13 protein-coding genes are annotated in these 15341 nt (G+C 28.9%); all 13 read right to left on the reverse strand.

The genetic code is table 11. The features are described from left to right. Nucleotides 1–80: 80 nt before the first annotated feature. Nucleotides 81–776, reverse strand: coding sequence for a class B sortase (srtB, locus tag BN1075_RS17835; RefSeq protein ID WP_040194654.1), 696 nt, complete (start codon nt 774–776; stop codon nt 81–83). A gap of 524 nt (nt 777–1300) precedes the next feature. Beyond that, nucleotides 1301–2986, reverse strand: coding sequence for an SAVED domain-containing protein (locus BN1075_RS17840; RefSeq protein ID WP_040194655.1), 1686 nt, complete (start codon nt 2984–2986; stop codon nt 1301–1303). A gap of 10 nt (nt 2987–2996) precedes the next feature. Beyond that, nucleotides 2997–3491, reverse strand: coding sequence for a Mov34/MPN/PAD-1 family protein (locus BN1075_RS17845; RefSeq protein WP_148315543.1), 495 nt, complete (start codon nt 3489–3491; stop codon nt 2997–2999). Then, nucleotides 3457–5118, reverse strand: coding sequence for a ThiF family adenylyltransferase (locus BN1075_RS17850; RefSeq protein ID WP_040194657.1), 1662 nt, complete (start codon nt 5116–5118; stop codon nt 3457–3459). The genes BN1075_RS17845 and BN1075_RS17850 overlap by 35 nt, the downstream gene beginning before the upstream one ends. Continuing rightward, nucleotides 5096–6160, reverse strand: a complete 1065-nt coding sequence (locus tag BN1075_RS17855) for a cyclic GMP-AMP synthase DncV-like nucleotidyltransferase (RefSeq protein ID WP_040194658.1) — start codon at nt 6158–6160, stop codon at nt 5096–5098. The genes BN1075_RS17850 and BN1075_RS17855 overlap by 23 nt, the downstream gene beginning before the upstream one ends. 780 nt (nt 6161–6940) lie before the next feature. Continuing rightward, complete coding sequence (locus tag BN1075_RS17860; protein WP_040194660.1) at nt 6941–7837, reverse strand: conjugal transfer protein; 897 nt, start codon at nt 7835–7837, stop codon at nt 6941–6943. A gap of 20 nt (nt 7838–7857) precedes the next feature. After that, complete coding sequence (locus tag BN1075_RS17865; RefSeq protein WP_040194661.1) at nt 7858–8865, reverse strand: bifunctional lytic transglycosylase/C40 family peptidase; 1008 nt, start codon at nt 8863–8865, stop codon at nt 7858–7860. Further along, the gene (locus tag BN1075_RS17870; RefSeq protein WP_040194662.1) at nt 8862–11024 is read right to left on the reverse strand and encodes a CD3337/EF1877 family mobilome membrane protein; all 2163 of its coding nucleotides are present in this window, start codon (nt 11022–11024) and stop codon (nt 8862–8864) included. The genes BN1075_RS17865 and BN1075_RS17870 overlap by 4 nt, the downstream gene beginning before the upstream one ends. Next, on the reverse strand, nt 11025–13472 hold the full coding sequence (tcpF, locus tag BN1075_RS17875; RefSeq protein WP_040194664.1) for a conjugal transfer ATPase TcpF: 2448 nt from the start codon (nt 13470–13472) through the stop codon (nt 11025–11027). After that, nucleotides 13450–13848: a conjugal transfer protein gene (locus BN1075_RS17880; protein WP_040194665.1), complete on the reverse strand. Its 399-nt coding sequence runs from the start codon at nt 13846–13848 to the stop codon at nt 13450–13452. Before BN1075_RS17880 ends, tcpF begins: the two co-directional genes overlap by 23 nt. Nucleotides 13849–13956: 108 nt before the next feature. Further along, a complete protein-coding gene (locus BN1075_RS17885; protein WP_040194667.1) occupies nt 13957–14460 on the reverse strand; it encodes an antirestriction protein ArdA in 504 nt (167 codons plus the stop codon). A gap of 18 nt (nt 14461–14478) precedes the next feature. Continuing rightward, nucleotides 14479–14979 (reverse strand): antirestriction protein ArdA, encoded by a 501-nt coding sequence (locus tag BN1075_RS17890; RefSeq protein ID WP_040194668.1) that lies wholly within the window; start codon nt 14977–14979, stop codon nt 14479–14481. A gap of 43 nt (nt 14980–15022) precedes the next feature. Then, on the reverse strand, nt 15023–15244 hold the full coding sequence (locus tag BN1075_RS17895) for a hypothetical protein (RefSeq protein ID WP_040195314.1): 222 nt from the start codon (nt 15242–15244) through the stop codon (nt 15023–15025). Nucleotides 15245–15341: the final 97 nt, after the last annotated feature.

The raw sequence follows: 15341 nt of genomic DNA on the forward strand, positions 1-15341 counted from the left end.
TTTTTATATTCTATTACATTATCTTAAAGAAGTACTTATAAAAATCTAAGTACTTATAGTATTAATAATAAAATTTTTATTTAACTAATATCAATTAATTTAGCATGCACTACAAGTCTTGAGATTTCAGATTCAAAGCTACAAGTAGATAATGTTAATATCTTATCAGTTATATGTAAATCTTCATTTGATAAGAACAAAGAATTCCTTAATATTTTATTTAAAAATTCTTTATATTCTTCAGATGTATAAAAATAATTTTGCGTATAATTATCATTAATATTACTTACATAAACTGAAAAAATTTTATACTTTAATATTTCACCATTAGGCTTTGTTATTGTTATTATTTTATTTTCTTCAAAGAAATATTTTTCTTTAAACTTTTTTAAATCACCAAACATAGTATTATTCTTCATAGCATGTCCATATAAAATAGAGTTACTATCAAAAAAATTATTATTTCGATAATCTAAAAATATTGATCCAGAACTTAATTCATTTTTATAAATATCTTTATCTAAGTAATAATCATTGTCTATTGATTGAACAATAGGATAACTTATATTTGTATTAGGAATTTCTATCCAACCTATATAATCTTCATTTATATTAGTTAAATCAAGTATATTATTATTCGAAATTAAATTTTCTTTTTCTATTTGTAATTCAGTATAAATATTATCGGCAGTTATGTATTCTTTAAATATATATATAACTTTATATAAACTGAATATTAAAATTATAAGAAGTATTATATTTATAAATTTTTTCATTAAAAACAACTCCTTTTTAAATAGTCTATTTATAGAGTAATATATCATAAATATTTTTAATATAATAAAGTTAATTTTCTAGAAGAATAAAAATTATATAATCATTTTTATAATTTTGAGAAAAAAAATCAATGCTTCTATATTAAAAACATTGATTTTTATTTAAAACACAAATTATATTTTAAGTTTTATAAAAATAATTTATTATCTGATTTATTGAAATCTATTATATTTTGATTTTTTTCAATTAAAGCGTTCTAAAATATTTCGTTATATTTTTATCCATCTCTTAACTCCTATATCTATATTGTATATTAATATTAATTTCAATGCTAAAAATATAAGATCGCATTAATATACTTATTATTTTACCACAAAAACAGGTAAAATATGTATTTACCTGTTTTGCTCATTATAAATCTTTTATATTTATGAACATCACAATAAAACATCATCATTCATACTAAGATATCCAAATAACATTATATTTATGTTTTTAGCGTTATAAAAATTCATAATTTAATCTATATCTCTCTAAGATTTTTTAAGTTACAAATTTTTTTATAATGTACTTCATCTGTACTATTGTAATTATAAATAAATGTATTAGGATACATACTATACCTTATTATTCTCCCTATTTCTATACATACACCAGCAGGTGCTGCTATAAATAAGTGTATTTCTTTATATTTATTATATATAGAGTCTAACTTATCTTTAACTATATTTTTTACTCTTAATACATCTTCTCTGTAATTTAAATATGATAATTTGGGATTATTAATTTTAAATGACAATAAATCATAATTTTGTTCTAGGACTTGATTAATGTCTTCCTCATTTATATATGAACTTATTTGTAATGCTAATGCTAAAATATCGCTATTCTTATCACTAAAGCTTTCTTCTATTTGAATATTGTCATTTTTTTCATCAAATACCCATTTTGATTCATTTTCAATATATTGGTATACCTTTATATTAGGTGAATCATTTTGCATTAAATATCCTAACGAAATTAGTAATGGTATCTGTGCTATAGGGAAAATATGAATGTTATCAGACCTTATTCCATCTATTATAGAGTCATAAAAAGTGACTAACTCTTTTAGATATAATTTCCATTCATTCTCTGTTTTAAGATAAACATTCTTATGTCCAAATTTATAATCACATGTATTAGTAAGATTAAATTTACTTTTTATTTCATCATAGTCTAAAGGCATTCCCATTAACTTAAAATCAATAATAGTATCTACCTTTTTTGATTTTTCTCTATTGTATTTTTCTCCTTTTAAGTAATACTTGCCATGTTTAGCTTCCTCAACTGAATAGTCATACATCCATTTTGCAAATTTTGTGCTCCAATTATAAAATAAATAATAACTTTGATTATTATTTATATCAATATTTCCTATAATAAAACCAGCTGGATAGTCATCAAAATCTGCTCTTGCTTGCTTACAAAAACATAATTCCATATTTGCAATTCTATCTTGTTTTATAATTGCTTTATGGCAATGTCCTCCTAAATACATGTCAATTCCTTTACTTTTAAATATTGCTTTCAAATGACTTCTCTCATATTGATTCAAATCATCTAGAGTATGATGCCCTATTACAATGTTAAAATCTTCTTTACTTACTTCTTCTAAACACTTATACACACTATTTATTCCAACATGAATTTTTCCGTCTTCTACTCCTGAATCATAACACATCCACGATGTATTTAAATGAATAATATTTGCACCTTCCATTAACTTCTCAACAAAATGTATATTTTCTTTTGGATACTCTCTTTCTAGTATATTTTTATAAGTATTAAAAAAATTATTTTGGGCATATATTAATGATTTTATATTATTAAACTCTTCTTCTTCATCTAATACTCCAGACTCCCATAACCTTTTTACAATGTCTCCTCTATCATCCGGTATATTTCTATTCAAATCATGATTTCCTGGAATTATAAATACTTTTTCTTTATCTATCTCAATTCTGGAAATTAATTCTAATATAAACTCTTCTGCTAAATCATATCCTGAGTCTTTATCACTTATATCTCCTGTTATAATCATAAAGTTAAATTTTTCTTCATTATTTAATTCTTCTACTTCATCAATAAGCGCATCTCTCATTACCTTAGTCTTTATTCCATTACAATAAGAATGTAAATCTGATAAATGTAACCATCTATATTTCATATTCTTCTCCTCATAATATCTCTTGAATTAAATTTGCTTCTTTAATTTCTTTTGTGTATATATTTCCATACCATACTCTAATTTTTTTTATTCCTATTATAACAAAAAAACAATATCTACTTTCCCCAGGTTTACAATTTTTTAAAGTATTTTTCCATGAAAGCATATCTACCCAAGATGGTTCAGGATCTTTAACAGGATGCGTATGCCAATTTCCTTTAAAATACAAACACCTTTTTCTTGATTCTAATAGTATTTCTTTATGTTTACTACTTTTTCTAAAAAATCTAAATCTAGACTGAATATCTCCTTCTAACGGAACTGTTATATCAATAATTTTTGTATTACCTTGTATATCAGTTCTTCCTAACAATAATCCTCCACTTTCAGGCACAATACTACTATTTTGTCTAAACTTATTTAATTTTTTAATTACTACTTCATTTAATCTAAACTCAATTTCATCAACATTATACCTCATGTCCACATATATCACATCCTTCACTTATATATGAAGTTTTTGCCAATGTCTCTCCACCTAAAGATATATCTCCATTATTAAAGGTATATTCATTTAATGTTTTTACAGAAAATAAAATATTATCACTAATTTTATTAGAGTTTAACATATCTAATATTATATTTAATATCATTGCAGAACCTTTTAAAAGTACAATATTTCCGTATTTATTAATAACACCTCCGCAGCCAGTTCCTGTCAATTCATCTTTATAAGTTTTATTACTAAAATGAGCTTTGTTAGTATCACTATTGGTATATAAACAATTAAAACATCCTTTTCTATTGTAATCAACAGCAAGTGCATGTACCCCTACTCCCCTTGATTCAATCCAAGTAAATAAAACAGGAATATCTATTCTACATTTCTTAAATATCTTATTTAGCTTTAACATATAGTCCGTTCCACCTGTAGCTATAATTATCAAATCATATTTATTGAGATTATATTCATCAATATTTTCAATATTAAACTTTTTATTTTCAATGTTCACCTTAGTTTCTGGATATTCTGACTCTAGATTAAATTTCATACTAAATACTTTACTAAGATTTGAATACATAGCTCCAAGTGAATGTCTCATTATATTTTCCATATGCATATTATCTGAATCAAAAATAGTTATATTTTCAACCCCTATCTTAGGTAATTCAGATATTATATAACTACCTAGTGAACCTGCCCCAACTATAAGGATTCTTTTATCTTTTAGTCTATTTTTAACACCTATTCTTCTGAATAAATACCCTGTATCACATCTTTCTGATTTCAAACATTCAACATCTATTATTTCATCTAATCTAGAAAATAATGTTTTATTTCTGCTTGTCTTAAATTTAACTTTTAAAACAAATGATATTGGTACAACTCCAGGAACATACATTTCAAATGTTAAGAAAACTTCTTTATTATCTATAGATAGTTTTTCTAAAGTTTCTAAATTATCTTCACTAACACAATTATTTATAATATATCTAACTTCATCAACAGACCATTTTTTATCACCTATTGGAGGCATAATTAAATTACTGTTAATTATCGGTATATAAATAACACTCTTTTTAACCTTGTTATATCTTTTTAAAAATATTTCATTTATATTTATATCTTCATCAACATAAATATATGTATCATTCTTTTCGTATGCTTTTAGTAACTTTACCTGTGTTGAAGAATTTATATATAGCTGAATATTATTTTTATTTTTAGCACACTTATTCCAAAAATATAGAAATTCTTTTCTAAATTCTCTTTTTTCTTCTTCGTAATTCATATTCATTAACTTTTCTATTCTTATCAATGTATAATTAATAATTTCCTTATAATCTTTATTTCTAACACTTATATCATCTCTAATTGACAGGCATAAATAAAATAGTTCATTTTTATCTAAATATAGCATATGCGGCTTATTATATATCTGCTCTTTAGGCTTACATAGCATCACGCTCGGCAACTTATGTTCATCTAATGCTGCAAATAAAAAATCATAATCTTTTCCACTTATGCTATACCTAAATTTTATAATACCTGCTTCAAAAACTTCAACATTTGAAATACGGTCTATTTCTTCTAAATATTCAATATATTTATTTTGCAAAGCTATCTTCACTGTTCACCTCATCTACTTCAGGAAGTGGAAACTTATCTCCAAACATCTTTGCTACTATTTCTCCAGCAGTTCTTTCGTCATCTTCTTCTACTGCTTTCTTTAAATTTGATTCAAATGTTGTCCATCTTGTATAAAAAGTTTTTATATATGAATATGAATTTCTTATCTTAAAGAAACAATCTGAGCCTGGATCTTTTGGAAGTTTACATTCTTTTAAACTAATAATTTCTTCATCATCTTCATCAAATGTTTTTTCAAACAATTCACCTGCTATATTTTTTACGGTCTTATATAATGCATTTAAATCATTATACTCATCATCAATCTTTGCACTTTCAAAATGTTCACACACCAGTATTGTTAATGCTATACTTGGTGGTATAGAATGATCCCGTCTTGAAGTTCCATACTTTTCAGCTTTCCACCACTTTATATATCTTATAATACGTCTCTTTTGTTTCCTTTTCTTCTTTTCCTCCTCATCTAAATTTAACCCTTCAATTTGCAAATGATCCTTTTTAAAATATTCACTCAATCCTTCTGGATCAGCAATCTCCCATTTTATATCTTCCTCTTTATCTGACTCTTTACCCCTAGCTAAATAAAGTTTTCCTTCATGACTTGCATATATAGGAAAATCTATATGATATTTTTCTTCACCAGCTTTAGTATATTTAACTGTTACACAAGGTTCTTTTATTTTTGGTTCTCTATTTGTATTTTTTAGTGCATCTCTCACTAACTGTTTAATCTCTAATACATTATTATACTTATTTATATCTAAATTTATAATTGTAGCTACATCTATGTCAAATGCAGTGTCTGTATGATTAATAGTAGTATTTATATTATAACTTCCTTGATCTATAAATCTTATATCTGAGACTTTTATATCTTCTTCATATTTTTCTTTAAATTTCGTTGGAAACTTACTTTTAAAATCCTCTTTTAACTTTTTCTTTTTTTCTCTAATTTCATTATTACCATCATATTTTACCTCCTCATTATAAAATGTTATAAATTCACTTTTTAATATTGCCATATTTTCCTCCCTTTTTTTATCATATATTCAATAATATAATTATAAACTATAATAAATTGTATTTTCAACATCGCCTATTTAGGAAAAATTATTAACTTATTATTTATTTTTAAGTTCTTCTTCCTCATTCTCACCAGTTCCTCTTTCTAAATTCCATTATTTATGTGTTTTATCTTTTCAATTCTGTCTATTTTTGAGTGTAACCTATTTTTCTATTACATGTTTATTGTTGTTTTTAATCCTCGATTTCAAATAGAATTAAAAATTGTAGGATTTCCTCATCTTTCAACTTATAATAGTTATCAATCATAATTCTCTTAACTTTTATAACTATTTCAACACATGAAAAAAGATTAATGCTCCATCTTTGAAACATTAACCTTTTAACTTATATCACTATATTGGTAATATTATGTCATATTAAATCTTATTAGTTATATTGATTTTACTATACTGTAATAATATTATTTTTATTTAAATTAATTATATCTTTATTATACATCAACTTATATCAGTAAAGACTTCCTAACTTTCCATTTTATTATTATTTAATATATTTCTACTTCTTTATCTTGTGCTAAATCATAAAATTAATACTATCATTAACATATTCATCATCTTTTTCAGTTTATATCCACCATTTATCTTTTATCATAAATAAGTGACCTGTTGTTGATTCTACTATACCATTTTTGCTCCTTATTCTACACTTTTCATATGTACTTTAGTAAAAAAATTAGACGTATAAATCTCATATGAGAAATACACGCCTATTTTTCATTAATCAATAACCTTCCAGTTGCTATCTTTATGAAGTACAAGCTCATATTGTGATATTTGTGTTGCCTTTGTCTGATTATCAAGGAATTTTACAGCTACCTTTACTTTTAAATTCTCTCCTTCTTCTGTGAAAATAGGATTTATTAATTCTGAAAAAATATAGTCTCTTCCAATAGGTTCAAGTACTCCATCCCCTACATAATAAGAAAGCTCTATTTCTGTTGCTGTTGGATATAATTTAAAGAAAGTTTCTAAAAATTCAGTAGCCTCGGCCATTGTATCAGCATTTATACTTGCGTCTGATTCCTGTACCTTTGGTTCATAATCAGATGTTTGAACAGATGGAGCAATAGTAGGGTTTTTTATAATTATCATATTTCCTTTACTGTCTACATGAACTTTTACTGTATAAAATCCTTTCACATTCTTAATTTCTTCACCCTCTTTTATCTTCTGATATACTTCATAAGTAACAGAGAAAGAATTCTCCTCTGACTGTTCCACATCCCATATAAGTACTTCATTTACTACTGAACTAGTTGGTATATCCGTTCTGACAGTATCCATATTCAACTCTTGTAATTCTTTTGTCAAATATCTATTAATCGCTTGTGTCCTCGCTTCAACAGCTTCTTTATTATTGCTCCAAGTATAATATGATTTTGCAAAATTCTTTACGAAATTTTCAATCCCATTCGTATCGTTCAAGCGTAACTGTATCGTTTCTTTTTCATGAACAGTATGTTTATCAATAGCAGTGAAATTTTTATATATTCCAAAGCATATGCTTATAATAAGCACTCCCCATAAAGCAATGACTAATTTTCTATTTGTTCCAATCTTCATAACAGGTATGCTTTTTTCTTTAATTTTTTTAACCTGTTTCTTCTTAAACATAATTTTCCTCCACCTTTCCTTTATTGTTTAATTCTTCCTGCACAAATTAAGTGATGCTGCCAGTAACTATCATTTAGGTTTACATATCCTATTCCTGATGAACCTGCATGATACATTTGTGTTGGAGATACAAATATTCCAACATGAGTAACATATGTCCCTGAATTATAAGTAGAATGGAAGAAAACCAAATCCCCAGCCTTTGCTTCTGAAAGTGATATATGTTGAGTTACATCATATTGTTGTTGAGCAGTTCTTGGAAGAGTTATACCAGCCTTTCCATAACACCATTGTGTCAGTCCGCTACAATCAAAAGAAGTTGTAGGTGACGCACCTCCAAACACATATTTCCATCCTTGATACTTTAATGCTTCATTCATAATCATCTGTACCGTTTCATCATCAAATTGTGTTATCGTTAGATATTGACTCACAACTTCCGCATAAAATTGATTACCATATTGATATCTCCATCCACCATTTCTTGCAATTGCAATAGGGTTGTTATATGTTACTTTCTTTCCTCCTGATTTATCTCTTGCAAAGTTTTCCGCAAGGTTATACGTATGCTTTTTACCATTAGAATTTACATAATCAATATATCCACTGCCATAATTATAACTTTGAATCACTACGTTCAAGTCATCAATACCTTTTTTTTGACATGAAGAAAGCAGGGAAGCAAAATATTTACATCCCTGCTTAATTGAACTTTCAGTATCTAATGTATTGGGGGGCAGTCCCAAACTTTCTGAACTTTGCATAACATCAGCGGCCGTTCCTCCACTTTCTACCTGTATAATTGCCAACAGTACATTAACATATTCAGATATTCCGTATTCATCTGCATATTTTTCTACCATAGGCTTATGTTTTAATACTTCGTCAGATAAGTTCATTCCTATATTACTGGAAAGATTGTTTCCTAAATTATCATTATCACCACTTATTATCACTATAAAGAACAAGACCATAGAAAGAAGTATAGGGAACATACTTCCTATAAAAAGAAAATTTTTTAACTTCATTTTTTCTTTTGTCCTTTATTCATTGAATTACGCTGTTTTGCTATATTCATTCTTAACTGGTTATTATTTTCTTTTTGCTGTGTTTTTGTATTTTCCCTTATTCCTTTACTATTTTTAGCAGAAGATTTCTCTGAACTATTCCTATTATAAATATTAGAACGATCTCTTGGCTCTGTTGTTTTTCCTTCTACTATTTTCTGTGGTTCAACAACTGTTGATTTATTATCTCTTACTTTTCCTTGTTCTTTTACTTTTGAATCTATATTAGATCTTGATTCTGTATTTTGTCGTTTTTGCTGATTGCTAGCTCCTTTTATCGCTGATCCATCAACTTTTCTTTCTGATTGTTTAGCTGCATGCGCTTTCTGAATTGCCATACGTTTATCTGCAATACTTTGACGATGTTGTTTTAACTTCTCAGCTCGTTCACTTTGTCTGTTTTCTTGTTCTTGTGCAATCCCCCCTTTGAAATCAGATATATTACTTTTTACCTTTTCTTTTGCAGAATGAACAGCATAACCTGCTTGAATTGGAATATCTTTAATATTTTCTTTAACAGCTATTGCCTTGTCTTTGAATTTATTCTTTGTATCTAGAACACCTCCAACTGTCGAGCCTATTCTATTTCCTATACTATTGGAAGTATCTTTACACTTTTCCTTCCTATCACGATTCAAAGTTCCTCCTCTTGTATTAATTGTAGAATGTCTATCTCCATCTCTAGAAATTCCTCCTAAAAGTGCACCTTTACCAACAGCTCTTGCAATACGGTGTTCCATACGTCTAGCTCTTTGTCTCATAAACATATATGGGCGACGGAATATCCTACGTCCCATACTTTGGCTATCTCCTGCATTTAAGTTGAACATACTCATTAAATCTCCCAATTTCATATAAATACCAGCAAAACATACAATCTGTAAAAATGCTACCATAAAGAATGGATAGTCACTGGATATGTTATAAAACATACTTGAAATACTAAATGCTATTGTTACAATAAGCGTAATTCCAGCCCTTGTCATAATAGTATTGAATACTTTAACGATTGCCTGTTTTGCCATACCATTATAGCTGGGTATCATTGATAATAAAAAGCTTATAGGTAAAAACATTGCAAAAATGATAAATAGTATCTGACTAAATATCATCATAGCAGTAAGCAGGAAAACAAAAATTGTTATACCTAGATTGAATATAAGTAAGAAGAAAACCATCCCTAATCGATTTACAACTTTTGTGATTGTCAGATTATGATTGTCTTTCTCCTCAATCTCACTTTTTACAATGTTCTCTCTTATTTCTCCATCTTCATCATCCGGGCTTGTTGAAACAAGAGCTTCAACACGATCAGCTCCAATTTCTTCTATATTTCCGTTACCAAACTGTAAAAGCAACCATGGTTGCTGTACCTGTATAGAAAACAGGCTGTTCCTTATTAAATCCACACTATCTTTCCCCTTACTGTCACTATCCGGAATCATTATCTTTGTTCCTAAGTCCAGTGAAGCTGTGCTAATATCACTTGAAAAACTATTTATTTTTTTGATATAATCAGGAGCATAAGCAATAAAAGAAGCAGACAATAGAAACACTACAACAAAGTTGGTAACAGCATGTATTGCTTTGCTTGTTTCTCTTTTAATCACTCCTGTATAAGCAACATAAATACCGATTATTAGGATTAGTAAAAGTAAAAATCCAACATAAAAACCAGTACTTGAAAATCCATTTTCCGTTACTCCTGCAATAGTCTGTATACTGTTTCCAATACTGTCTGCCATATCATTAATAAAATCTAGTTTATAGGCTTCCTGTATTACATAGCCTGTGGCATTGGATAAATACAGACTGATAGTCCATATAAAATTAGTAATACAGTAAAGTCCATATTGTACTGATTTTCCAATACCATCTAACCAATTCCACGGTAACCATCCCCAGCTGTTATCTACATAGAAATCTAGCGAATAATTCTCCAAAGGATATTTTGAGTATAGATTATTGGTATTTATAGTGTCATCCACTAACCCCGACGCATGAGCCACCGTTCCTAATACAGATAAAAATGCAACACTGATAACAAGTCCTAACAAAACTATTTTGAAAAAACGAAAGAGCTTCTGTTTTGTCAGAAGCCCCCTAAATTTTTCTTTCATTTATTCCACCTCATTTCTTACTGGCGGTCTAGTATCAAAAGCATGTAGTAATTCTTCAAATACAGGATGTATTTGTACTACCCCCACTCGTCCGTATAAATCTTGAAGCAGACATTGTCCATTTTCTAAATCACGAAGCCTTTTCTGATTATTTTCATCCTCCTTATCAATTCCGAAAAACTCTAGAGTCTGCTTTATCTCGTTAATATCTGTACTCCTAAATGCAAATTTCAAACCTATATTATTCTTTAAACTTTCCTTTGCTACATCACCAGATGATTGTGTAACAAAATAAACACCTGCCTGCATAGCACGTCCAGCCCTTACTAGCTTGTTTGATAGTGTTTCTCCCTGTGCAACATTGAGGAATGCCCATGCTTCATCAATGTCTACAATCTTGAAAATACTTCTATCTGAATGAATAAAGTCTAAAGCAAAGGTAGAAATAACAATCAGCATGGCAACAGACAATAACTCTATCGTTGTATATTCTTCAAACGTAGTATCTTTATCTGGAAGTATCAAATCTGCTACTTGTATAATATTAAGCTGATTATCAAGGCTAATAGCATTCTGAATATTTCCGTCTGAGAATAAGAGATGTGCAAAATCATAATCTGTAAAGCTATCTATATGATCTGCAATGTTACATGAAATGAGTGTATCTTCTTTGCGTAACTCATCAATAACATGTAATAATCCTTGCTTATTGCTTTGTGTAACATTACGTACAGCCTTTCTAAGAACTGGAAACTTTTCTCCATCTCTAGATGAAATTCCAGTAAGGAATGTCAATATATCAATTGCTAGACTTTCAGCATCCTTAATATTTTTCATAATCACAAAAGGGTCAAGAAGTCCTGCATTTTTCTTTTCACTCGTCAGATTTACTATGTTTATCTCATCAGCGATTTCTGGAAGTGTTTCTTTCCAATTGCCCCTCTCATTTTTAGGGTCTAATAAAAGAACTTGACCACCAAATAATACCGCATAATAGATAAGCAAATTATTACAGAAAGACTTTCCTCCACCAAGTGAACCAACAAAAGCAGCAGCTAAAGCATTTGTTACTGTTCCTTTTATCCCTTGACTGGCAAGAGAAGGTTGCAAATACACATTCCTTCCTGTATCTACAGAATAACCAATATATATACCAGTGCTTTCACCTAACTGCTGTGTTGCTCCAAATCCTAATCCAGCTAAAAAATCTGACTTTACATACTGTACATAGTCATTTAAATATCTTTTGCTTGCTGGTAAGAACTCTCTATGCAATCCTAGCATATCCCCAGCAGGACGTACCAACTTAACATTCAAGTCATCGTAAAAATCCTTGACTTCATCACAGCGTCTTTTCAATTCATCCAGACTATCTGCTGATACGCGTATCACATATGATAGCTTATACATACTTTCCTTAGTCTGATCTAAATCAGCTTCTAACTCATCTACACTATCTAAAGCGTCTACAATATTTGAACTTGTTTCACTTCCAGATTGATAAGCATGATTATCTAAATCTTTCAGCTCTTTTTTCTTATTACGAACAGTAGTAAGTGCTTTTCTGTTTTCTACAATCTCTATGGTCATTGACGTATCAACTGGAAATGTAAATTGTTGCTGCTGATAATAAAAAATTTCGCTTGATGGGAAATCTAACTCCCCAACAATGGAATTGACAGTAAAATAAGAAACATAACTCTCTTTATCCTCATGTTCCAATTTTAAGTGGCGTTGACTTTCTTCAATTAAACAACGAGTAGGACGAATAAGGTCATAATATTTCAACAATGTTTCTTTTTTCAATTTTTCTTTTGGTAAATGGTACTCATACTCTTCATAAGCAATGCCTTTGCTACCATAAAGATGTTCCATAAGATACCCAAAATCCTTTGCTTCCAAGCGACGTACTTTAAAACGTCTTGATATCTTATTTTCTAAAAATTTTTCCATCTTCATATGACGGTTTATTTCATCATCTGGCATAGAAACAAAATCACACATTAACTTGTGATTGACTTCTTGTAAAAATTCCTTGAATGTGAGAAATGCTGACTTTTTAATATTCTTTAGATTTACTTCCTGCTCTGTAGTCATAAGTTTAAAACCTATAAAGAATCGGTAATCTACTTGATTATCTCCAATCATAGAAACAAGTGCTTCTGTTTGTTCATCTATCTTCTGAATAGCAACTTCTCTCAAGCGTCCTGTTACCAGATTTTTAGCTTGTTCCTGTATATTCCTTATGGAACTTTCTGTTGCTATCTGCAAGGCATGGATTTTGCCTTCACGAGACTGTGCAATAAGCTGACGGAAACTGTCATGCACGATAAATTTCTGTTCTGCGGATAAAAAGGAATAATTATACGGTATCAGCTCATAATAAGCGAACACTTCATTGTCTTTGTTCCAAACAAGATTATTATCAATATATTTTATTGGGAACATACTTCACACTCCTTACTACCGTGATAGTTTCATTAAAATCCTGCTTATGCAGTTTCACGGCTTTTCCTGCATAAGTAATTTTAGGTCTAAATGTATAGGTAATTTGAGATTTCAAAAAGCTATAAGGCCTCTTTCCATCAAATGTTTTCTGACTCATAAACCATGTAAAAGCAATAGGAATACCGAAGTACTTCAAAAAAGCTCCTTCAATCATAGATAGTGGTGGTAAATCGGCAAACATAATAATAAAAAATTCTGTAAGAACAAACCACACTATTTGAGTAAAAGTAACTGGGAAAGGTAAATTAAAGTCATTAATTGCGTATAAAACTTTTTCTACATTCCATATACCTGTATAAGATTTTATCTTCTTCATTATTCAGCTCCCCTCTTTAGAATATAAAAGGACAGCCATATTTTAGACTGTCCCTTAAATAATAAAAGCTGTCAGAAATAACCTTAAAAGGTTGCTGATCTGACAGCTTTAATATGGTATCTCACATATCCCTCGACTTGTTTCAATAAAAGTTCCTCCATAGGATAAATCTCGTCCATATGCTTCATAGTCTATATAATTTTGTAAGCTTTGTGGAATCTCTCCAAGTACCTGTAGCTCATCTATATAATAGTAAGCAACATCAGTCATATCATCACAATCTGGATAATAATATACATCATCCTTATGTTCTACGACTTCCTCTAATGTTCCATAATGAGATATGAATTCCTCCAATGCTTCCACTATATAGTTGGGAAGTTCCTCTATCATGTCATAGATACGATTTAGTTCGTCAATAGATATATATTCTCCAATTTCAATAGGAAAATTCTCTGTATCATGAACAGCATATTCTTCGTATCTTTCATTCAATCCAATTTTCTCCTTGATTTCCTCATAATCTAAAGGAAAAGAGAACCAATCTCCTACTAAATATCCTTCGTTGTATTTTCCTAAATTTGCGATATACACTCGCATATCATCAACCAAATGCTATCACCTCTTTTCTTAAAATGGTATTTCAAAGATACCTTTTTCTGTTTCCACAAAATGTCCGTTTTCCTGCAAGTGATTAGCGTAAGTTTCAAAATCAAAATAGCGAATACATTTCTCTGAAAGAGAAGTAAAAGCTGGGTCATGTGATAACTTATAACGAGCTACATCTATCATACATTTACAACCTTCATAATGTAAAATTGAATTTCTATAATTATGAAGTTCATCCAAACTAGAATAACGCTCTAAAAATGCTGAAAATTCCTCTCTCATTCCAACAGGTAAATCTACATACATAGAATACAACTCATTTAATCTTTCAATTGATGTATTTTCTTCTACATCATCCCCAAAAGGTAATTTCTTTTCAATAATGTAGTAATCGTTGCTATCAAATTCTACACCTAACTTATCTAAAAACTCTGCTTCGTCAATAGGTAAATCAAACCAAAATGAACTTATTTCTCCGTTCACAGGCTCTTTTGCTTCAATCAGTACTCTTAATTCTTCCATAATATTTATTTCCTTTCTTTATACACAAGTTACATCCTATTTGCTATGCTCCTATAATCTTATTAAATAGCTCTAGCAACACATTTTTTACACCATTTGCATTGAATACCAATCCTACCGCAATTAACGCAACAATTAAGAATCCAATAAGTTTTGAAAACTCTCTTTTAAATCCTAAATAGATACCGATAATTACAATTGCCATTAATATGAGACTTTGTGCATTACTTAAAAACCATTGATACAAATTAGCTCCAAAATTCATTTTTATTCCTCCATTCATTTCTTTATTATATAGCTCTGCTATTTTTCTTGATGATGCTTTTTGCTCACATAAACAATCACCTCCTTTCATAGCTCCA

It is taken from the genome of Clostridium culturomicium, from assembly GCF_000821305.1.
Classification (GTDB): Bacteria; Bacillota; Clostridia; order Clostridiales; family Clostridiaceae; genus Clostridium_J; species Clostridium_J culturomicium.